The organism is Desulfosporosinus sp. HMP52 (genome assembly GCF_000765145.1).
In the GTDB taxonomy this organism is placed as follows: Bacteria; Bacillota; Desulfitobacteriia; order Desulfitobacteriales; family Desulfitobacteriaceae; genus Desulfosporosinus.
Map to the genome: position 1 here is coordinate 143413 of NZ_JMGA01000020.1, position 20717 is coordinate 164129.

General features: G+C 40.1%; 22 protein-coding genes. 20 read left to right on the forward strand and 2 right to left on the reverse strand.

From position 1 onward, the window contains the following. Window position 1: 1 nt before the first annotated feature. The 8 genes from DP73_RS09220 (at window position 2) to DP73_RS09255 (ending at window position 8919) form a co-directional block, all read left to right on the forward strand. Entirely contained in the window at window positions 2-1603 is a 1602-nt protein-coding gene (locus tag DP73_RS09220; RefSeq protein WP_034599032.1) for a (Fe-S)-binding protein, read from the forward strand. 581 nt (window positions 1604-2184) lie between these two features. Then, window positions 2185-2373: a 4Fe-4S binding protein gene (locus tag DP73_RS09225; RefSeq protein ID WP_014903397.1), complete on the forward strand. Its 189-nt coding sequence runs from the start codon at window positions 2185-2187 to the stop codon at window positions 2371-2373. A gap of 35 nt (window positions 2374-2408) precedes the next feature. After that, complete coding sequence (gene dsrA / locus DP73_RS09230; protein WP_034599034.1) at window positions 2409-3629, forward strand: dissimilatory-type sulfite reductase subunit alpha; 1221 nt, start codon at window positions 2409-2411, stop codon at window positions 3627-3629. Window positions 3630-3667: 38 nt separating this feature from the next. Beyond that, a complete protein-coding gene (dsrB, locus tag DP73_RS09235; protein WP_034599035.1) occupies window positions 3668-4726 on the forward strand; it encodes a dissimilatory-type sulfite reductase subunit beta in 1059 nt (352 codons plus the stop codon). A 34-nt stretch (window positions 4727-4760) separates the two neighbouring features. Then, window positions 4761-4982, forward strand: a complete 222-nt coding sequence (locus DP73_RS09240) for a hypothetical protein (protein WP_034599150.1) — start codon at window positions 4761-4763, stop codon at window positions 4980-4982. A 210-nt stretch (window positions 4983-5192) separates the two neighbouring features. Continuing rightward, on the forward strand, window positions 5193-6653 hold the full coding sequence (locus DP73_RS09245) for a cobyrinate a,c-diamide synthase (protein ID WP_034599036.1): 1461 nt from the start codon (window positions 5193-5195) through the stop codon (window positions 6651-6653). Between the two features lie 427 nt (window positions 6654-7080). Beyond that, window positions 7081-8022, forward strand: a complete 942-nt coding sequence (locus DP73_RS09250) for a LysR family transcriptional regulator (RefSeq protein WP_014903392.1) — start codon at window positions 7081-7083, stop codon at window positions 8020-8022. A gap of 45 nt (window positions 8023-8067) precedes the next feature. After that, window positions 8068-8919 carry a nitrilase-related carbon-nitrogen hydrolase gene (locus tag DP73_RS09255; protein WP_034599038.1) on the forward strand — a complete coding sequence of 284 codons (852 nt, stop codon included), beginning with the start codon at window positions 8068-8070 and terminating at the stop codon, window positions 8917-8919. Window positions 8920-9037: 118 nt separating this feature from the next. Here the strand turns inward: DP73_RS09255 and DP73_RS09260 are convergent, their stop codons facing one another. Then, window positions 9038-9343, reverse strand: coding sequence for a zinc-ribbon domain containing protein (locus DP73_RS09260; RefSeq protein ID WP_081962999.1), 306 nt, complete (start codon window positions 9341-9343; stop codon window positions 9038-9040). Between the two features lie 381 nt (window positions 9344-9724). Between DP73_RS09260 and DP73_RS09265 the strand changes: the two genes are divergently transcribed. The 11 genes from DP73_RS09265 (at window position 9725) to DP73_RS09310 (ending at window position 18255) form a co-directional block, all read left to right on the forward strand. Next, entirely contained in the window at window positions 9725-9961 is a 237-nt protein-coding gene (locus DP73_RS09265) for a hypothetical protein (RefSeq protein WP_034599041.1), read from the forward strand. A 231-nt stretch (window positions 9962-10192) separates the two neighbouring features. Then, window positions 10193-10360 carry a Flp family type IVb pilin gene (locus DP73_RS22475; RefSeq protein ID WP_081963000.1) on the forward strand — a complete coding sequence of 56 codons (168 nt, stop codon included), beginning with the start codon at window positions 10193-10195 and terminating at the stop codon, window positions 10358-10360. Between the two features lie 100 nt (window positions 10361-10460). After that, window positions 10461-10964, forward strand: a complete 504-nt coding sequence (locus tag DP73_RS09270) for an A24 family peptidase (RefSeq protein ID WP_034599042.1) — start codon at window positions 10461-10463, stop codon at window positions 10962-10964. 14 nt (window positions 10965-10978) lie between these two features. Then, on the forward strand, window positions 10979-11371 hold the full coding sequence (locus DP73_RS09275; RefSeq protein WP_034599043.1) for a TadE/TadG family type IV pilus assembly protein: 393 nt from the start codon (window positions 10979-10981) through the stop codon (window positions 11369-11371). A gap of 49 nt (window positions 11372-11420) precedes the next feature. Continuing rightward, on the forward strand, window positions 11421-12479 hold the full coding sequence (locus DP73_RS09280; RefSeq protein ID WP_034599044.1) for a pilus assembly protein TadG-related protein: 1059 nt from the start codon (window positions 11421-11423) through the stop codon (window positions 12477-12479). Window positions 12480-12522: 43 nt separating this feature from the next. Further along, complete coding sequence (gene cpaB / locus DP73_RS09285; protein WP_034599045.1) at window positions 12523-13272, forward strand: Flp pilus assembly protein CpaB; 750 nt, start codon at window positions 12523-12525, stop codon at window positions 13270-13272. An 11-nt stretch (window positions 13273-13283) separates the two neighbouring features. Continuing rightward, window positions 13284-14525, forward strand: a complete 1242-nt coding sequence (locus tag DP73_RS09290) for a response regulator (protein ID WP_034599046.1) — start codon at window positions 13284-13286, stop codon at window positions 14523-14525. A gap of 14 nt (window positions 14526-14539) precedes the next feature. Then, the gene (locus DP73_RS09295) at window positions 14540-15889 is read left to right on the forward strand and encodes a CpaF family protein (RefSeq protein ID WP_034599047.1); all 1350 of its coding nucleotides are present in this window, start codon (window positions 14540-14542) and stop codon (window positions 15887-15889) included. Between the two features lie 25 nt (window positions 15890-15914). Next, window positions 15915-16874: a type II secretion system F family protein gene (locus DP73_RS09300; protein WP_034599048.1), complete on the forward strand. Its 960-nt coding sequence runs from the start codon at window positions 15915-15917 to the stop codon at window positions 16872-16874. 42 nt (window positions 16875-16916) lie between these two features. Beyond that, complete coding sequence (locus DP73_RS09305) at window positions 16917-17828, forward strand: type II secretion system F family protein (protein WP_034599049.1); 912 nt, start codon at window positions 16917-16919, stop codon at window positions 17826-17828. Between the two features lie 76 nt (window positions 17829-17904). After that, the gene (locus tag DP73_RS09310) at window positions 17905-18255 is read left to right on the forward strand and encodes a DUF192 domain-containing protein (RefSeq protein WP_034599051.1); all 351 of its coding nucleotides are present in this window, start codon (window positions 17905-17907) and stop codon (window positions 18253-18255) included. 22 nt (window positions 18256-18277) lie between these two features. Here the strand turns inward: DP73_RS09310 and DP73_RS09315 are convergent, their stop codons facing one another. After that, window positions 18278-19600: a M18 family aminopeptidase gene (locus tag DP73_RS09315; protein WP_034599052.1), complete on the reverse strand. Its 1323-nt coding sequence runs from the start codon at window positions 19598-19600 to the stop codon at window positions 18278-18280. Between the two features lie 153 nt (window positions 19601-19753). Here DP73_RS09315 and DP73_RS09320 point away from each other — a divergent pair, with 153 nt between their 5' ends. After that, window positions 19754-20584: a GNAT family N-acetyltransferase gene (locus tag DP73_RS09320; protein WP_242865729.1), complete on the forward strand. Its 831-nt coding sequence runs from the start codon at window positions 19754-19756 to the stop codon at window positions 20582-20584. Window positions 20585-20717: the final 133 nt, after the last annotated feature.

Genomic DNA, 20717 nt, shown 5'->3' on the forward strand with positions numbered 1-20717 from the left:
CATGCTAAATCAAAGAGATTTACGTCCAAAGGATATGGGACGTTCAGATGAGCAACTTATTAAACTGGACAATCTCATACCTTTATTAGCACCATACGACAAACCAGGGATGGAATCCCCTTTAACTGATCCCAAGCCAGCCTGGAAAGAGAAATTTTGCACCTCTTTAGATGGATATGTCGGGATAGATACCCTGACTCGTCCTAAATCTAAAGAGGAAGAAGATGAATTTGTTCGCAAGTTCTTGAGCGGTCTGGAAAAAATCTTTTCTGATGCTAATAATGGTGTATTACAACCGCTCCTACTGTCTTTTGAATATTGTGCAAAATGTAATACCTGTTCAGATGCCTGTCATATTTATTCTGCTACAGGAAACAATGAATTGTATAGACCTATTTTCCGTTCGGAAGTTTTGCGTAAAATCGTGAAGAAATATTTTACAACGAGTGGGAAACTGCTTGGTGGATTCGTCGGAGCGGATATTGATGTCAATTGGGAAACAATTGCTCGATTAGGTGAGTTAGCCTATCGTTGTAACTTATGTCGACGTTGTGCGCAAACATGTCCATTGGGCTTAGACAATGCGATCCTTTCCAAGGAAATTCGTAAGATTTTCAGCCAAGAAATGGGGATTGCCCCAACCCCACTCCATACTAAGGGAACGATGCTGCAAATTAAGACCGGTTCATCAACGGGATTAAGTAAGCCGGCATTTCTAGACACTTTAGAGTTCTTAGAAGAAGACACCGAAGAAAAATTTGGCATTAAGCTCAAATTTCCTGTTGATAAAAAAGGTGCTGATATCCTAGTTCTCCATAATGCTGGAGAGTTTATGGCTTGGCCCGAGAATCCAGTAGCCTTTGCTATTCTCTTTGATGCAGCGGGCTTGAATTGGACACTTAGCAGCGAAATTATGGGGTATGACAGTGTAAACTACGGTCTCTGGTATGATGATTACCAAGCCAAAAAGATTGCTTTAATGCAGATGAAAGTTGCTAAAGAATTTGGCGTCAAGAGAATGGTCGTAGCTGAGTGTGGGCATGCCCATAAGGCATCAATTATTACAAGTGATCGTATGACATCCGATAGGGTTCCGGTTGAAAGTTGTTTACCTCTTCTTTGGGATATGGTTAGAAACAAACAACTAAAACTTGACCCAAGTAAAAATAACTTCCCGGTCACGCTCCACGATCCATGTAATATAGTACGTCAAATGGGCATTGTTGAGCCGCAAAGAAACATTCTTAAAGCAATTGCACCACAGTTTCGAGAAATGACTCCACATGGTGTTGACAATTATTGCTGTGGTGGAGGTAGCGGTTTCGCCATAATGAACTACGCCAACTTCCCTGAGTTTAGAACCCAGGTTGCATCTCGAGTTAAATTTAACCAAATACTTGGAGCATTTAAGGGAACTATGGAAGACGTATCTACCCCGAAATATATCTGTGCACCATGTTCTAACTGCAAAGGGGCAATGCGCGGTATTTTGGAGCATTACGATGCATCTGAGAAGTATAACCTTCAGTATGGCGGTTTAGTTGAACTTATGGTTAATGCCCTTGTATCGATGAAGAAACCTTTCCTTGAATTCTTAGAGTAGGGTGTAGTCTAAGTAATATTTAGCTATTTTGAATCCTCAAAAGGCCATTTCAGAACTTTCTGAAATGGCCTTTTCTAAAGGAACCTAAGATTGAGAGTGGGTAGACCCCTTGTCCCCTCTTGGAGGAAATGGGTATCGTTTAAATTGATATAGAGCTAGCTTATGCTCCTCCATTTGCAAAAGTTATTGATGTTCTTATTCATGCTGCAGCAAGGTTAGAAAACATGGGTTTAGGTTTAGGCTAAGTGAATCACTCCAAAAGCCGTCAGAACCGCCTTCAGGCCTGTGTCTTGGGTCAAGGAATTAGAGGGTATGAACGCATTCATACTTCAAAAAAGAGGGTTTAAGAAGTATAATTTCCTCCAAGGAGGAATTATAGTCACTAGAGCACATTTCTAAAATCATTACAACCCTTGACCATAATTAAAAAAAGATATAGTGCAATCTGTATTATATATTGTACGAATGGAACTTCAGGTGTTAAATTATTTACATGGACTAGTGTTAATTTACACAAGTGAAAACTTTTACAGTGTCCAATGTTTGATTGTTCTCTTTAATAGTTTAAGGAGGTGTATATTGTGTTTATCGTATCAATCGACGAAGATCTATGTTCGGGATGTGACTCTTGTACTGAAGGATGCCCCGCCCACCTGCTTGGATTTAGCGAGGACAAGGCTCATGTTACTGGTGACGAATCAGAATGCATGGGATGCGAAAGCTGCACTTCAGTTTGTCCGACTGGTGCTATCACTATCACTGAAATGTAAATAAACCCCATAAACTAAAAGACGGAGGGTGTGCCATGACAGAAAAGAATACGCCACTACTGGACGAACTTGAAAAAGGTAAATGGCCCAGTTTTGTGACGGAAATTAAACGCGCTGCAGTGAAGAGTGAAGCTGCAGGCGAATTGCTCCAAGTCTTGGAAAGATCCTATAAAGAGCGTAGAGGACACTGGAAACACGGTGGTATTGTTGGAGTTAGAGGTTACGGCGGTGGAGTTATCGGTCGTTATGTTGACGAGCCACAAACTTATCCTAACGTAGCTGAGTTCCATACAGTTCGTTTACTTCAGCCATCAGGATGGTTCTACAACACAAAAACATTACGTACGGTTTGTGATATTTGGGAGAAGTACGGAAGCGGCTTGACAAATATGCATGGATCTACCGGTGATATTATTCTTTTAGGTTGTAAAACAGAGCATATCCAACCTATCTTTGACGAGTTTAGTGAAGCTGGATTCGACCTCGGTGGTTCAGGATCTTGCCTAAGAACTCCTAACTGCTGCGTTGGACCAGGACGTTGTGAACATGCTTGTTATGATACCTTAGAAGCATGTTATAATATTACGAACGAATTCATGGATGAGCTTCATCGTCCTATGTGGCCATATAAGAGCAAAATTAAGTTCTCCGGTTGTGCAAACGACTGCACATCTTCAATTGCTCGTTCTGACTGCTCAGTAATTGGTACCTGGCGAGATACACTAAGAATTGACCAAGAGGCTGTTAAAGAATATGCAGCTAAAATGAATATTAAAGCAGCTGTCTGTGACAAATGCCCAACTAGCTGTCTGACCTTCAATGCTGAGACACAAGAACTCAGCGTAGTGGGTGAAGATTGCACACGTTGTATGCATTGCATCAATGTGATGCCTAAAGCTATTCAGCCTGGAAAAGAAAAAGGCGCAACCATCTTAATCGGTGGTAAATCAACCATTGTTCAGTCCGCCTTCATGTCTTGGGTTATTGTACCATTCATGAAAATGGAAGCAGAAGATGATTTTGCAGAGTTCAAAGATCTTATGCGTCGTATCTGGGAGTGGTGGGATGAGCATGGCAAATCCCGCGAACGTATCGGTGAAACTATTTATCGCTTAGGGATGACTAAATTCCTTAATGGTATTGAAGTTGCTCCTGTACCACAAATGGTCTTCCGCCCACGTGCTAATCCTTATGTGTTCTGGAATCAAGACGATCTTGACAGAAGTGGAACAGCACTTGACGGATCAAAGCTCTAGTCTTAAAATAATAAGTAGCTAACGAGAGGTGGATAACGATGGCAATTTTAGATCAAGGACCTCCGCATTATAAAAAGATGCTTCCTCCTATTATAGAAGAGAATTATGGTAAATGGAAATATCATGAAATTCCTCGTCCAGGCGTTCTAAAGCATGTTGGTGAAAGTGGAGCTGCTCTGTATAGCGTACGTGTTGGTACCCCACGATTAGTCAGTATTGATTTTATTCGCGATGTTTGTGTAATAGCTGATGAGTACTGCGATGGTTACCTTCGCTGGACAACTCGTAATAACGTCGAGTTTTTAGTTTCAGACGAAGCTAAACTTAATCCTTTGCTCCAAAAATTAGAAGCAGAAGGCTATAGTGTTGGCGGAACAGGACGCTCCGTAAGCAATATCGTACACACTCAAGGGTGGGTACACTGTCATACACCAGCTACCGATGCTTCAGGTGTTGTTAAAGCCGTAATGGATGACTTGTATGAGTATTTTAATACCATGAAGCTTCCTGCTAAATTAAAAATGGGCTTAGCATGCTGTTTGAATATGTGTGGAGCTGCACACTGCAGTGATATCGCAATTGTAGGTGTTCATAGAACTCCTCCTCGTATCAACCACGAAGTAATTCGTAAAGGTACAGAGATCCCAAGTCTTGTTGCTAGCTGCCCAACAGGAGCTATTCGTCCAGACCCGAAAAACAAGAGCGTTATCGTTAATGAAGACAAATGTATGTATTGCGGTAACTGTTATACCATGTCACCAGCTATGGAAATCTATGATCCCAAAAATGATGGTATTGCCATCCTTATTGGTGGGAAGACTTCTAATGCTCGAACTTCACCGAGCTTCTCTCGTATGGTTATTCCTTTCCTTCCAAACACTGCACCTCGTTGGCCTGAGACTACAGAAGCAATTCGTAAAATTCTTGAACTCTGGATTGCGAATGCAAATGACGGAGAGCGTGTAGGCGAGTGGGTTGAGCGAATTGGTTGGGAAAGATTCTTCACCTTGGCTGAGCTTCCGTTCTCAGACATGTTGATTGATGACTATATCTTCTCAAGAGAGACGTTCCGTACTTCAGCACAATTTAAGTACTAATCTGAAGGAATAATGTAGAAAGTTGGTATTTAAAATGGCAAGAGGACCAGCAGATCCCGAAATTAAAGCTAAGGTTTTAGAATACCTTGGCAAAGTCCAAAAAGCTAAAAGCAGAGATGTTGCTGTAGCTATTGGAGCCTCAAAGAGTGATGTTGACAATGCAGTCAAGGAATTAACTGCTGAAGATCTCGTTGAGTACCTCTATATCACTACAACCTTCATTTGCTTAAAAGGAAAGGTTCAAACTCCAGACTAATTGAACTGATTCTACTACTCTAGATAGACATGATCTTATGAGTATATAGACCATCCTAAATACCCGATGTTCCTGTTTCTGCTGATTGGATCTGCATTATAGGAACGGGATTCAGGGTGGTCACTTTTATCTCATGAGATAGGTCAGCCCTACTAACTATTTAACGTAATTTCTCTCCTGAAAAATATCTCCAAGAAAGGTGTGGGTATTATGAAATCTTTATTAATGAATGATCAGAGCATTAAAAATGTCCCTCGCTTAGTAATTGGAGCACCTCAGGGGCGGAGCGGAAAAACGACTTTTACCCTTGGACTACTCAGGGCTTTCGCACGACAAGGGTTAGCCGTACAGCCTTTTAAAAAAGGCCCAGACTATATTGATGCCAGTTGGCACTCAGCAGCCGCAGGTAAGACCTGTCGCAACTTAGATTCTTTTTTCATGAATAAAACTCAAATTTGCAGCTCAATTCTTGATCAAGCTTCTGATAAACAAATAACGATCATTGAGGGAGCTATGGGACTGTATGATGGTCTTGACCTTCAAGGCAGCAGCTCTACCGCGGAAATTGCTAAAGTCACTCGTACGCCGGTATTATTTGTGGTTGATGCCACACGTATGACTAGAAGTATTGCAGCAATGGTAATGGGGTACCAGCATTTTGATCCGGATGTTAAAATCGTTGGAGTTGTCCTTAATAAAGTAGCACGGGCTCGTCATGAAAAGGTTGCTAGAGAGGCTATAGAAGAATTTTGTAAAATACCGGTTGTAGGGGCAATTCCTAAAGATGCAAAATTATGTATCCCAGATCGACATCTTGGCTTGGTTACCAATGGAGAGTATGCTGAAACGGATAAATTGCTAGATTATCTTGCTGATGTAATCAGTGAACATGTTGATTTAACAAAGATTTTTGCCTTAGCACAAAATGCTCCGGAACTACCAAGTTATTCAGAGTCTATAGTTCTTAATTCGTCTCCAGATCTATCTTTTAAGAATAGAAGTATTAAACCTAAGATAGGGATTATACAGGACGCAGCTTTCAGTTTTTATTATCAGGAGAATATTGAAATTTTAGAACGAAGAGCTGATGTGGTTCCTATTAGTGCACTTTTGGATAATCAACTTCCTGATAATCTTGATGCGCTTTATATCGGCGGGGGGTTTCCTGAGGTCTTTGCTCAAAGGCTCGAAGCTAATTATTTATTGCGCGATGAGATACGACTTGCCGGAGAAAAGGGCTTACCTATTTATGCAGAGTGCGGCGGACTAATGTATCTTGGCCGCTCTATTCGGACTACTACTCAAAATTATGAGATGGTTGGTTTGCTTCCTTTTGATACTCAGATGGAAGTTAAGCCTCAAGGTCACGGCTATACTATTATGGAGACAAATCCCGATCAGCTTTGGTTTCCAGATAAGACTCAAATTCGGGGGCATGAATTCCATAACTCTCGTGTTATTAATTTAGCACCTAATCTGAAGTTTGGTTTTAAGGTTAAGAGAGGTCATGGAATTGATGGTCAGCATGATGGACTTTGTTATAAAAATATATTTGCTGCCTATAATCACATTCATGCTTTGGGTTGTCCGGAATGGGCTGAAGGTTTAATAAATATGGCAATGCTTTATAGCAATACAAGATGGTCAAAGGTCGAAAAAATATCAGGCTAATATAAAATTTTTATAGTTCTTAAGCTTCTATTGATTAAAAATCACTATACTAATCAATAATAATAAAGCTTTCCAATATTGGAAGGCTTTTATTTTTGATTTAGCTTATTTCCTATTTCTATAAACCTTTTTTTCGAAAAGATTAGTCTCCATCTGGCTAATAACTGATTTGGGTGATATTATATGAATAGAGATTGATCCATTTGTTTTGTAATGATGGATAAATGTTTCTTTAATATACCTAGGAGGGAAGGGGAATCTTATTATTATATTTCTTTATGATTGGATGTAAGCACCAATTTTTTTAGGAGCATTTGTAGGCCTTATTTATGCAATGATTATTAATAATAGTGATAGCTTAATGTGTTTACAATGATTTGTAGAGAGAGCTAATTATATAAGGGATCTAGGAAGGGGATACATCATCATGGAACAACACCTTCTTGTCTTCAAAGAGGTGGCAGAAACTAGAAACATAACTTTAGCTGCGAAAAAGCTGCATATGAGTCAACCAAGTATTAGTTTACAGATTCAAAATTTAGAGAATCAATATGGTGCGCGCTTTTTTGATCGTACTAATAAAGGTGTAACTCTAACTAAAGAGGGAAAAATCTTTTATGCGCATGTACGCAGTGTATTAGATATTTTATCCAATGCTAAAGAGCAAATTAGCGCACTTGCTAAGGATCAACGAGGATTGATCTATCTTGGGTCTACTTTAACTATTGGCGAGTATATTCTACCCAATATTTTAGCTTTTTTATTTAAAACCCACCCTGATGTAGATTTTAAGGTAAAAATAGCTAATACAGAGTCAATTTCACAAGATGTCCTTGAAAAGAAGATACATATCGGTTTAATTGAAGGGCCGGTTCCACAGCACAAGGATTTAAATGTCGAAAACTTTTGGGAAGACGAGTTAGTTGTAGTAGTATCAAATTTTCATCCTTGGGCATCACGGAAAAGCATTACTCTTGCTGAACTTCCCAATGAACGCTTAGTGACAAGAGAAGATGGTTCAGGAACACGAAAGGTAATGGAAATGGCACTCCAGGAGAGGGGAATGGATCCGGATCAATTAAACGTCTCAATGGAGTTGGGCAGTACCCAAGCGATTAAACAATTGGTTTCTGCTGGTCTAGGTATTACTATAATATCTTCCTTAACGGTTAGCCGAGAAGCAGATCAAAAACTATTCAAAACCTTAAAGATTCAAGATGCCCCTATTTATCGACCTCTAAGTATTCTTACAAATGCCAGGACTTCGCAAACAAAAGATGAACGTATTTTGATAAACCTGCTTCATGATCACAGGCTGCTTTCAGATGTTTTAAGCAGAGATTATAATGAAATTGTCGATATGGAATAGGAGTTAGCCGCTTAGAGATAAAAGGAAGGACGAGCACAAGATAAGATGAAAGATGATTGCCGAATCGGACTCGTTCAGATGGAATCAATCGTGGGGGAGACTGAACGAAACTTTAATAATATCATTCATTTAGCTGAAAATGCTCAAAAGCAGGAGGTCTCCCTGCTATGCTTTCCGGAATGTGCCCTAAATGGGTATTCTCCTAATCATGCTTCAGAAATAGCAACCTCCCTGGAAAGTACGTGGATTAAACATCTAAGAGAGTGCTCAGTAGACCTGGGACTGACCCTTCTAGTTGGTATGGTTGAGCAGAAGTCTAAGGAGCATAAGCCTTATATATCCCATGTTATCTTGACACCTGGTGAGGAACCTAAGGTATATCGTAAAGTTCATTTAGGACGTAGTGAGTTAGAATTCTTTTCACCCGGAGATAATTTTCCGATTTTTACAGCTCATGGTACTTCGTTTGCAGTTGGGATATGTTGGGATTGGCATTTCCCAGAAACAGCTGCAATTTATTCTCTCAAAGGAGCTGAGGTATTATTTGCACCTCATGCTTCACCATTAGTAGCAGGAGACCGTAAAGAGATCTGGATGAGATACCTTGGTGCTAGAGCCTATGATAATTCTGTCTATATAGGTGCCTGTAATTTAGTCGGAAATAACGGAAAATCCAAAAAATTTAGTGGCGGGGCAATTATTGTTGGTCCTAAAGGTGACTTGTTTGAGCAAGCACAAATTGGGGAGGACGGAATCCTTGCAGCTACCCTATCAGCAGAGAGGATCAATCATATTCGACGTCCGGAGCGAACATCTATGCGAGATAGCTTTTTTCTTGCTGATCGAAGAAAAGAACTCTATCATGAGCTCATCGAATTAGACATCATAGACAGATAGTCCATTGATCGAACAGAAAACCCATCCTAAATTTCATGGTTTAGGATGGGTTTTTTTGTAATTAATAAAACAATTATAGTTAATCAATAAATTGACCGGAAACATATTTTTTTACTGTTTACCAATTGTTTCGTGATCTTGGTTGGTAGCAGTCTCTGCAATAAACAGGTCTATCGCCAGAGGGCTGAAAAGGGACTGTGGTTTCTTTTCCGCAGGTAGCACAAATTGCTGAGAACATTTCACGAGGTTGACGAGAATATCCCCCGCCGCCGTTATTTCTATTTTGTTTTCTGGCAGCGCGGCATTCCGGGCAGCGACCTGGCTCATTAGTGAACCCTTTTTCTGCGTAGAATTCCTGCTCTGAGGCTGTAAATTCAAATTCACGACCACATTCTTTACATACCAAAACTTTGTCACTAAACATCAAAAAACCTCCGAAATCTTATTACCCGCGACATGGGAAGTTCTGTATCTTCCCACAGCCTTAGGCAATCGAGAAGCTTTTTGGAAATCCTCAAGTACTTCGAGCAACTTAATTATAGCTAAATACCAAATATTAGTCAATCCTGTTTGTGGAACAACAACCATTATATGCTATATTAAGGATTAAATTATTGAAAAATTGGTTAATATTGAGAATTGGTGAGTACAATACAAAATGTAAATGCCTGGCTCGAAACACAAGAAATCTTTGTTTTGTAATAATAATCAGCTGAATAGCATAAGAATAAAATTGCCTAACAAGTTATTAACTAAAGGTGAGTCTTAACTCTAAACTTTAAAAACCGAAAGACAGGTGATATAGATGAGCCATAATTATATGGGAACACTTCCAGATAGAATTGTTGGCATTCAGAGACTTGAAGCTCTTTTGATAGAAAATGGGTATTTGATATGCCAGTTTAGCGGCGAAAAAATCTATGACCTTACTGAAGTGGTGGCAATCTTTTTGCCATTAAGTTCAACATCTGATCAGATTGTTGCTGTGCGCAGCAATTATGCTCCAGAATTCGTACAAAAATGTCTAGCTAGTCTTCAATAGTAGAAGAATACATATACAAAACAGTAGGTAGAGCTCTAAAAGCTCTATCTATTTTTGTTTATCTAGAGGTCTTTGTTAATTAGGCATGAAGACAGGCCTCAGAAAGTTAGGACCAAAGACTAGGACTTCCTTTGCGTTTTTGCGACTATTGCCTTATATCATGATATTTAATCTGAACTTATAATGAGTTACATAAGTACCGAAGTACTTTAAAAAAAGGAAGTGTTGGTAATGAAAGAAAAATTAAAGGGACTTTTCAAGGATGAGCAAGGGCAAGGTATGACAGAATATGGACTGATTATTGCCCTCATTTCAATTGCTGCTATCGCGGTAATAGTAGTAATTGGACCGAAAATTACGAATTATTTCCAAGCAACAAGCGACGCCCTGGACAGCTAAAATTTTAAACTTTCTCTTCATCAAGGTTCCTTTTCTAAAGTTGCGCTTAATACTAGAACCCTACTGTCCGCAGTAGGGTTCTTCATCAAAGGGGGGCCATATGGGAGTCAATGAGATTGCGTTAGGATTTACATTAGGAATTGCAGCATTCACAGATTGGCGTGATCGTAAGATTTATAATAAGCTTCTCGTTCCCGCATTTTTCATAGCTCTAATGCTTAACACCATATATGGTGGTCGATTAGGATTGACAAGTAGTCTTCTAGGTGCATTAATAGGTTTTTTGTTATTATTGTTGCCGTATCTAATGGGCGGGATGGGCGCAGGGGATGTGAAGTTGTTAACGGTAATTGGTGCCTTCGGAGGTTCTCAATTTGTTATAACAAGCTTTCTTTATGGTGCTATTATCGGCGGTATCATTTCAGGAATACTGTTAGCTCACCGTAAGGCATTGATTGATACAATAAAGCATTTTCTGCTATTTTTGCCATTGTTAAAGAAGCCACATAATTTTAGCGAGTCAATGAACAATGCTCGCCAAGAAAAATTTCCTTATGGTATTGCTATTGTATTAGGTGCTTTAATAAGCCTAGCTCTATCGTAAGGGGGATTCAATTTATGACTCGAAAACTCGATAAAAGTGAACATGGCCAAGCTTTAGTAGAGATGGCCCTAGTATTGCCACTGTTGTTACTGTTATTGTTTGGTGTGATTGAGATGGCAAGGGTGGGTTATGCTTATATTTCTATCAGTAACGCAGCCAGGGAAGGTGGGAGGGTTGCTACAATCGGTGGAACTGACCTGGAAATCAAAAACTCAGTCATTAATGCAACACCTTTATTAGATTCTGCAGTCATGGTGATTACAATATACCCAATTGAAGCTGACCGAAGGTCAGGTCAAACGGTAACGGTTAATGTTAAATATTCGGTTAATCTTCTTGCCCCGATAATCGATATGATTCCTAATCCAATCGAAGTAAGTACAAGTATTATTATGCGTCAAGAGTAAATACAGAAAATACAGAAGATATGTCCATTCCGTGCAAAGGAGGAGTGGTATGGTTCTAACTCAGGTAAAGACTAGGGCCCAAGTTAATCCTTGCCAAGAACGCGGAAGTGTTGTTGTAATCGTGACTCTATTATTAACCGTCTTGCTTGGATTTTGCGCATTTGTTGCTGATCTGGGATTATTATATGCTCAAAAGAGTAGTCTGCAAAATTCGGTAGATGCTGCAGCTCTCGCGGGCGTCCAGGAACTTCCAGACAATCCCTCTGAAGCTGAAAGTATAGCTACAGAGTATGCAAGCAAAAATGGAGTTGAGAATGTGGATATTGCACTGGAAGCGAATAATAAGAAAATTATTGTTCAAGCAACGGAAACGGTTCCCACCTTCTTTGCTCGCATTTGGGGGATTAATGAGGAACAGATTTCAGCTTCAGCCAAAGCAATGATGGTTCCCCCTAAGACATTGTCAGGTGCAATACCTCTTAGCATTCAAGAGCAGGAATTTGTTTATGGGCAAAAGTATGTTCTGAAATCCGGTGGTGGGTCTGGAACGACAGAATGGTACCTAGATGAAGATAAAAGAAATAGTGTTATGAAGTCAGGCGAAGAATCTGGAACCTCTGGGTGGTACGGAGTTCTAGAACTTAGCGGTACTGGGGCAAATACGTATGAATCTGATCTAATTAATGGTTATCAGGGTGATTTAGCAGTTGGACAAATTTTAAGCGTAAAGCACGGAAATATGAGTGGACCTACAGCTGATGGGATTAATACACGTATAAGCCGAGATCTTCGAGTTCCCAAAAATACAATTGATAATTATGAAAGAAACGCTCCACAGATCGTATATATCCCGATTGTCAAGATTATTTCTGAAAGTGGAAATTCTATTCATCAAGTGCAAATAACGGGATTCGCAGCATTTTTCCTCGAAGGGGTTGGAGGCAATGGCAATCAATCAATTGTTACTGGTTGGTTTATTAAGGCACTAGTCCCCAATGGTTATACCGCAGACTCTCTCTCTGATTTACTTAAAACTGAACAGGAAATGGAAAATGGGGTTACTAGTAATGACTTTGGGTTATACTCTCCCAAACTTGTGATGAATTAAGGTTAGAAGTTTTCCGAAGGATCTTGAATTGTGGGGTAATTATATGCAGCGCAAAGGTTTTTTTCTACTTGCTTTAATCTGCGGACTTATTGCAGCGGGTTCTATGTATATCTATCTGAACAAAGCGAGCCAGAGCCAAACATTCGCTTTAAAACCACTGGTGAGAGCTAAAACTAATATTCCAGCACGGACAGTGATAACAGCCAGCCAGTTAGAGGTTGTAGAAATTCCTATCCAAGGCTACCCACAAGGTGGTTTTTCTACGATTCAAAGTGTTGAGGGTTCTGTAGCTTTGCTAAATTTAAGTGCTGGTGATTTAGTTGTTAATGCTATGGTAGAGCATCAAAGTATCCGGACTAACAGTGATGGAAAAGCGACGGGAAGCACAACCTCCCTAACTGTACCTAATGGTAAAAGGGCAGTTGCTGTTCCCATCGGCTTAGTTAGTGGTGTGGGATATGCTATTAAACCTGGGGATCATGTGGATGTAATGGTTACGATAGAAATAAAAGACCCCAACGTTAATACTCAATCCTTTACGACAACCACTTTAGCTGCTCAGGATGTCTTAGTGTTGAGTGTGGGGGATGCTAAAGATGAGAAAGCCAAGGTTGAAACAAAATCATATATCTTATCCTTGAGTGTGCCTCAAGCTTTAGCAGTAACCCATGGGAGTGAAAAGGGCAGCTTGCGATTAATGCTAAGGAATCCATTAAATACGGAAATTCGTCAAGATGCACCGTTTTCAGAGAAAAACTATATGGAGCCAAATTATATTAATAACTACAAATAAGGAGGGCTACTGTGAAACGCATCAGTGTATTGATTGTCGATGATATCAGTGACACTCGGGATAGTATCCGGCGGCTGCTTCAGTTTGAAAATGATATTGAGGTAGTAGGTGATGTTGGATCAGGATCTGAAGCAATACTGTTTGCAGAAGTCGAAAGGCCGGATATTATCTTGATGGATATAAATATGCCTGAAATGGATGGAATACGTACTACTGAACTCCTTGCTCAACGTGCACCAGATTGTTCGGTGATTATTATGTCAGTTCAAGGTGAACAGGCGTACTTACGGAGAGCTATGATGGCCGGAGCTCGAGAATATATCGTTAAGCCTTTTACTGGAGATGAGTTGTCAAATGTGATTGCAAAAGTCTTTGAAATGGATCAACAAAAAAAAGACGTTTTGGGATATCAGATAAAATCGGATACCAATCATAAGAGACAAAATAGTGAGATCATTTCGTTCTTTAGCACCAAAGGAGGAGTTGGCAACACCACATTAGCTACAAATTTAGCAGTGCAATTAGCAAGTTCAGGAAAGTTGCGAGTCCTTCTAATCGATTTAAACCTTCAGTTCGGTGATGTTGCGGTTTTCTTAAATCTTATTCCTAAACGAACCATCGCAGATTTAACTCAATCTGGGGTTATTAAGTACTCTGAGATTCAATCATACTTATTGACCCATTCTTCGGGGCTTCAAGTCTTGGCTGCTCCAACGCGTCCTGAGTATGCCGATTTAGTTACTGCGGAACACGTAGAACAGATTCTTAAAGAAGTTAAGGATAAGTTTGACTTTATAATTTGTGATAATATCAGTCGATTTGACGATGTGAGCCTAGTGAGTTTCGATGTATCCACCCAGATTTGTTTAGTATTAGCTATGGATGTCCCGACACTAAAAAATGCAAAACTTAGTCTTGAGGTAATTGAGGGTCTTCATCATACTTCTAAAGTTAAAGTTGTTCTGAATCGTGCAAGCAAAGAAATGGGGATGACCCCTCAAGATGTTGAAAAGAGTTTAAATGTAAAAATTGACTATGAAATTACTAGCGATGGGAGGGCTCTCGTTGCCGCTCTTAACCAAGGTATACCATTTGTTACATCCCATCCTCAAAGTAAAGCTACAGAAGGAATAAAAAACATGGCTAAAAAGCTAATGTCAGCGCATAACCAGGCAGTTAAAAGTGAGGCTCTAGACCAGGAGCTTGGAAATCGCCGTCCGTTAAAAGGGTTGCGTAAGGTGTTTGGATTTTAGGGAGGGGTGAGAAAATGTCTTTGCTTAAGCGCTTAGAAAAACAGAAAGTTCATACCCAAGAAGAGCCAAGAAAAGAACTAAGAGCGTCTCGTCCCATTATTCCGGCGGATCCATGGCGTGATTTTAAAAGTGCAGTCCATCATGAAGTCATACAAGCTCTGGACAAAAATAGCATTGAAGATTTAAATTCCGAAACACTACAGCCTATTGTTGACCTTACCTTTGACCTTCGAGCGGACGCTCTAGGATTGACACCTCCGCGCACAGAACGTCTTCGTATGGTACAGGAGATCATGGATGAAATTCTGGGCTTTGGTCCAATCGACCCATTGCTCAAGGACTCCTCTATTAGTGAAATTATGGTTAATGGATCTCAACAAGTGTACGTTGAACGTAAGGGGAAGCTTGAGTTAACTAAGGTTACTTTTTATGATGATGAACATGTTTTGCACATTATCGAAAAGATAGTTGCGCCCTTAGGACGCCGAATTGATGAGAGTCAGCCGATGGTTGATGCCAGGTTACCTGATGGGTCTAGGGTTAATGCTATTATTCCTCCTTTAGCCTTGAATGGCCCCATTTTGACCATCAGAAAGTTTTCTCAAATTCCATTTGGAGTAGCAGACCTTGTTGGATTTGGAACCTTAACATCAGAAATGGCTGAATTTATTAATGCTTGTGTAAAATCACGTATAAATATCATTGTTTCTGGAGGAACAGGTTCTGGTAAAACAACGACTTTAGGGGTGATCTCAGCTTTCATTCCTGAGGATGAGCGAATAATTACGATTGAAGATGCTGCAGAACTACAGCTTCGCCAGACTCATGTCGTTACTTTGGAAACTCGTCCGGCAAACATTGAAGGTAGGGGAGCAGTGATGATAAGAGATCTGGTTCGTAATGCTTTAAGGATGAGGCCGGAACGAATTATTGTAGGAGAAGTCCGTAGCGGGGAAGCCTTAGATATGTTACAAGCTATGAATACCGGACACGATGGGTCTCTCACAACCGGGCACGCAAATACTCCTCGTGATATGCTCTCCCGCCTTGAAACAATGGTGTTAATGGCAGGTATGGATTTGCCAGTTCGAGCTATTCGCGAGCAGATTTCTAGTGCTATTGACCTTATTGTTCAACAGAGTCGTCTGCGAGACGGAAGTCGAAAAATTACTCATATAACCGAGGTTATGGGTATGGAGGGAGATGTGATTGTGCTGCAAGATATTTTTCGCTTCGAACAAACCGGAATTGACAAGCAAGGAAAGGTACAAGGATACTTCCGTGCAACGGGAATTCGGCCTCATTTTATTGAGAAATTAATTTCGGCTGGTCAAAAGCTTTCTGAAGGGCTGTTTTCTAATTAATTGAGATCTCCGAAAGGAGGAAGATATGCTAAGCGATACTTACAAAATAACAATTTTGATTGCCTCTGGCACAACTTTTTTAGCGTTTTACCTGGGTATATTGGCCTTAGTACGTCGGGAGGAAACTCTTGCAGTAAAACTCCAACGATTTACTGCAATAAGAGAACCCATTAGTATTGAGAGTAAAAAACGTGATCCGAAACTCATGCTCACTAAACTAGGAAGGTTAGCACCACGTCGGTGGAGCCAAGGGTTGGATATTCAACTAATTCAGGGAAATGTTCCTTTGAGGGGGGCAGAGTTTCTAGCACTCCAATGGCTACTTGTCCTTTTATTCTTTCTAACTGGTCTAATATTGACTCGTGAAATTTATGGTGCGCTAATATTGTCCGTAGTTGGATGGATTGTTCCAAGGGTGTGGCTAAGATCTGCTCAAAAAAAGAAACGTCGTCAATTTAATAATCAGCTTGCAGATGCCTTGCTGGTTTTGGCCAATTCCCTGAAGGCTGGCTTTAGTCTTTTGCAAGCTATGGAAATGGTTAGTCAAGAAATGTCCAATCCTATCTCCGGAGAATTTCAGCTTGCTTTAAAAGAAATGATCTACGGAACTGCAACAGAAACAGCACTGATTCATTTATCAGAGAGGGTTGGGAGTGATGTGTTAGATCTCCTCGTCACTGCCATGCTCATACAGCGTCAAGCCGGCGGAAATCTCGCTGAAGTGCTTCTGAATATTCATGAAACAATTCAGAATCGCTTGCGTGTCCAACAAGAAATTAAAACCCTCACTGCTCAAGGCCGAATGTCAGGGTATATTATTGCAGCTTTACCTTTTGGGATCGCGGCAGTTCTCAGCATAATCAATCCCAATTATCTTTCCATACTATTTGCTAATCAAATAGGTATGGTAATGCTTGCTGGGGGGCTAGTTTCCCAATTCATCGGTTTTATTGTTATTCGAAAAATCGTGACCATCGAGGTATGATACTGTACAGAATAATTTTTGACGAAAGAAGGAGTGGCCTCAATGTCCTTAATTGTCATATTATTGAGTGTATTTGGGGCAGTTTACTTTGCTATTATTGCTGTATTTTCCAAGAACCAGGCTAAAGAGACAAAACTGCGGATATCTAGGGCACTTGGACAAAGAGAGATTTCGGTTGAAGAAGATACCAGAACGTTGACTGATCGTGTACTGCGTCCGGTACTTCATAGATTTTCCCATCGATTGTCGGTAATCGCGCCTAATCGACAAAAGGAGCAAATTGCAATTAAGCTTAGTGCAGCTGGGATATCTGATACATGGGAAGAGGTGGAGTGGAATAGCTTTCAATATGTCTTGAGCATCTTTGTTGGTCTATCAACTTTGGGGATAGCTTCATTCATTAATTCTTCACTTATAGTTCGCTTAGAAATTAGTCTAATGGGTTTAATAATTGGGTATTTTATCCCCAATTATTGGTTAAAAATTAAAGCTCAACAACGACAAAGCGAAATAGAAAAGACTTTGCCGGATATTCTAGACCTTCTGACAGTGAGTGTGGAAGCTGGCCTAGGGTTCGATGCAGCGTTACTTAAAGTTGTCGAGAAGAAAAAAGGTGTTCTTGCAGAAGAATTTCTTGGACTGCTGCAAGAAATTAAAATGGGACGGCCTCGGCGGGAGACTCTGAGGGACTTAGCAAGACGAAACAAACATGCTAAAGATCTGGGCAATGTGATTGCTTCTTTGGTTCAAGCTGATCAGCTTGGGATATCCATAGGGGGTGTTCTTCGCAATCAAGCTGCCCAGATTAGACAGAAACAACGTCAACGTATTGAAGAAAAGGCCCAAAAGGCTCCCATTAAGATGATGATACCATTAGTCTTTTTCATTTTTCCTACGATATTTATTATTGTGATCGGACCAGCGATTATCCAAATCATTAATGTTTTGAAGTAATAAAGATTACTTAGAAGCGTGACTGGAACTATGTTCTTTAAGACAAGTTTCTTTACGAAAAGGGAAGTGCAGAACGATGAAATCGGGAGAGTTGTGGAATCTTCGAACAGGACAGATGGTTGCTGCTCAATTAGTTATAGCCGATTCTTTTTGGTTGCGTTTTCGAGGCCTTCTTGGGAAGTCTTCCCTTAAACATGGAGAAGGGCTCTGGCTTAAGGGTTGTCAGCAAGTTCATATGATAGGAATGAAGTTTCCCCTTTCAATTTGGTATTTGGATAATCATGGACGGGTATGCTCAATTATTGATAATTTAAAACCCTGGCAAATTGCTCCTCGCCTAGATAGAGCCAATAGCATTATTGAATTCCCGGAAGGATGGGGGGAATTAACCAATACCCGAATCGGAGATGAAGTACAGTGGAGGTAAGATTTCCGGGATAACCTGTGCTTTAAATAGATTCATAGAATGCACTTAAGACTTTTGTAATTGCTAAGTGATCTTTAACGCCTCCAAGCTCGCGAACAGAATGCATGGCTAAGATAGGATTTCCAATATCTACGGCACGAATATCTAGCTGTGTACTAGATATAGGTCCAATGGTTGATCCTCCGCGTTCGTCGGACCGATTGACAAATTTCTGAACGGGAACGTCTACAGCTTCACAGAGGGAAGAAAAAATTGCTGAAGATTCGGCATCAGTGGTATAACTTTGGTTGGCACTTATTTTTATAACCGGACCGCCGTTAAGAACTGGATGATTAATCGGATCATGCTTTTCGCTGGCATTTGGATGAAGAGCATGGGCCATATCAGCAGAAATTAGAAACGAATGCTCGATGGCACGAAAATATGCCTCACGATCTTTTTTAAGGGCAAGCATAATACGTTCTAAAACATGAGGGAGCAAAGGAGATGCTGCACCTTGCCTTGTGGTGCTGCCACATTCTTCATGGTCAAAGCAGATGAGCACTTGAGTTGGTAATGTCTGTTTTGCCTTGGCCATGGCTTGTGCTCCCGCATGGATCATAGCCAAATCATCTAAACGTGAACTTGATAAGAACTCTTGTTGAAGTCCTACAAGACAGCCTTTTTCTGCTTCATACAAGAATAAGTCAAAGTCCAGGATATCTTCTGGCAGACAATTAACCTTTTGGGCAAGATGGTTAATCAAAAGCCTTTCTTTTTGTAAACCCTCGGTGATTTGAGCCAATAAGGGCAGCATATCCTTTTGTTTATTTAATTCTAAACCCTCATTTACTCTGCGGTTCATATGAATCGATATATTCGGGATGACTAGCAAGGGCTGAGGGCTACGATAAAGAATGTTTTCAGGCGTAAACGGAGAAACCCCCCGTTTAATTATGCGACCTGCCAGTGAAAGAGGACGATCAAGCCAAGTATTAAGGATTGGGCCACCATAGGCCTCCACATTTAATTTAAGATATTTACCCTCGACTGACATCTCGGGTAAGGGTTTGACGCGGAAAGTAGGGCTATCTGTATGAGCTGCAACGAGACGAAAACCATGTTCCTCCGGTTCTCCCGAGCCCACAATGAAGGCCAAAAGCGCAGAATTATTGCGAGTAACAAAATACTTTCCGCCAGGGTGTAATGTCCATTTGTTTGACAATGATAATTCCTGAAATCCTTCTGGAATAAGGAGGGTTTTTATGCTGTCTACGGCATGGAAAGATGATGGGCTTTGTTCAATAAAGTCAAGTAGTTCTTGAGCAAATACTAGTTCCTTCTTACTAATATATGAAGTTGTCATTTACATAACCACCTTTCTCATCTCAATTTAACTATAAGTAAATATTAGGCAAGGGGCAAATAATTATTTCCTGTACATGAAATCAAGTATATACTAATAGTAATCACTCAGACTATGAACCTTAAAACAATTAGAGAATTGTGGGATATAATTTTGGAGATAAATATTAGAAATGTACATGTTGAAACACTTGCCAATCTTAACTTGCAGGATATTACCGAAATATGGAATCGCTGTTGGCTTGGTTATTATTATAATATGTCATATTCAAGAGAACATATGAAAGTTTGGCTTGAGTTAAGTCGAGTTTCTTTGGAATATTCCACAGCTATTTACCACGACAGGCGTGTTGTAGGATTTACATTGCTTGCCATCGATAAAAATGAGGGATGGATTGCTGGGGCTTGTATTGACCCTGCATACCGTAATAATGGACTTTTTAAAATATTACTGGCTTCACAATTAAATTTGGCAAAAAGTATCTTTCTGAAAAAAATTTACTTGGAAGTATTAGAACAGAATTATGCTCGTCAAGCTTATCAAGCAGTAGGATTTGTCATCACTCGCCAACTTAATGTCTATCGTACCCTGAATATTAAGGAGTGTAAAAATGAAATTCTCAGGATTCCTCCGGTGTTCTCGACTACACTAGAAGAGTATTTTAGCAATCGTAGTCACTCTTTTTTCAGCCCTACTTGGCAGAGAAGAGAAAGGTATCTAAGACGTTACAGCACTTATAAGGCATTTCTAAATGATTCAGAAACTGCTGGTGCCTTGCTTAGCGGTGATAAATCCGGATTATTGCTTGATGTTTGGAGTGCTAACTTAGCAGGAGCAAAGGAAATTCTCTCAGCTATCCTACATCGTACCGATTCTGTCTTGTCGCTTATCAATCAACCTAATGATTGGATTTCTACGGCCCTTCGTTTATATGGGATAAACCCAACTGCAATCCAATATGAAATGTGTGTTGAATTGTCATAAAGTTATTAACCTGTGCATAAACTATTTGAGTCTGGATAATTAAAAGCGGGTCGGTATTTGTACAACTGATAAGAATGGTGTTTGCTAGTCAGTAATGAAATTCTAATCGTTGTAAACTTTTATTATTTTTTCT

What these genes read in the sequence shown, in the direction of transcription:
- DP73_RS09260 (WP_081962999.1), bottom strand. Translation starts at nt 9,343, where the DNA reads ATGTTTAGTGACAAAGTTTTGGTATGTAAAGAATGTGGTCGTGAATTT.
- DP73_RS09305 (WP_034599049.1), top strand. Translation starts at nt 16,917, where the DNA reads ATGTCCTTAATTGTCATATTATTGAGTGTATTTGGGGCAGTTTACTTT.
- cpaB (WP_034599045.1), top strand. Translation starts at nt 12,523, where the DNA reads ATGCAGCGCAAAGGTTTTTTTCTACTTGCTTTAATCTGCGGACTTATT.
- DP73_RS09295 (WP_034599047.1), top strand. Translation starts at nt 14,540, where the DNA reads ATGTCTTTGCTTAAGCGCTTAGAAAAACAGAAAGTTCATACCCAAGAA.
- dsrA (WP_034599034.1), top strand. Translation starts at nt 2,409, where the DNA reads ATGACAGAAAAGAATACGCCACTACTGGACGAACTTGAAAAAGGTAAA.
- DP73_RS09220 (WP_034599032.1), top strand. Translation starts at nt 2, where the DNA reads ATGCTAAATCAAAGAGATTTACGTCCAAAGGATATGGGACGTTCAGAT.
- DP73_RS09300 (WP_034599048.1), top strand. Translation starts at nt 15,915, where the DNA reads ATGCTAAGCGATACTTACAAAATAACAATTTTGATTGCCTCTGGCACA.
- DP73_RS09275 (WP_034599043.1), top strand. Translation starts at nt 10,979, where the DNA reads ATGACTCGAAAACTCGATAAAAGTGAACATGGCCAAGCTTTAGTAGAG.
- DP73_RS09250 (WP_014903392.1), top strand. Translation starts at nt 7,081, where the DNA reads ATGGAACAACACCTTCTTGTCTTCAAAGAGGTGGCAGAAACTAGAAAC.
- DP73_RS09240 (WP_034599150.1), top strand. Translation starts at nt 4,761, where the DNA reads ATGGCAAGAGGACCAGCAGATCCCGAAATTAAAGCTAAGGTTTTAGAA.
- DP73_RS09265 (WP_034599041.1), top strand. Translation starts at nt 9,725, where the DNA reads ATGAGCCATAATTATATGGGAACACTTCCAGATAGAATTGTTGGCATT.
- dsrB (WP_034599035.1), top strand. Translation starts at nt 3,668, where the DNA reads ATGGCAATTTTAGATCAAGGACCTCCGCATTATAAAAAGATGCTTCCT.
- DP73_RS09310 (WP_034599051.1), top strand. Translation starts at nt 17,905, where the DNA reads ATGAAATCGGGAGAGTTGTGGAATCTTCGAACAGGACAGATGGTTGCT.
- DP73_RS09245 (WP_034599036.1), top strand. Translation starts at nt 5,193, where the DNA reads ATGAAATCTTTATTAATGAATGATCAGAGCATTAAAAATGTCCCTCGC.
- DP73_RS09315 (WP_034599052.1), bottom strand. Translation starts at nt 19,600, where the DNA reads ATGACAACTTCATATATTAGTAAGAAGGAACTAGTATTTGCTCAAGAA.
- DP73_RS22475 (WP_081963000.1), top strand. Translation starts at nt 10,193, where the DNA reads ATGAAAGAAAAATTAAAGGGACTTTTCAAGGATGAGCAAGGGCAAGGT.
- DP73_RS09270 (WP_034599042.1), top strand. Translation starts at nt 10,461, where the DNA reads ATGGGAGTCAATGAGATTGCGTTAGGATTTACATTAGGAATTGCAGCA.
- DP73_RS09255 (WP_034599038.1), top strand. Translation starts at nt 8,068, where the DNA reads ATGAAAGATGATTGCCGAATCGGACTCGTTCAGATGGAATCAATCGTG.
- DP73_RS09280 (WP_034599044.1), top strand. Translation starts at nt 11,421, where the DNA reads ATGGTTCTAACTCAGGTAAAGACTAGGGCCCAAGTTAATCCTTGCCAA.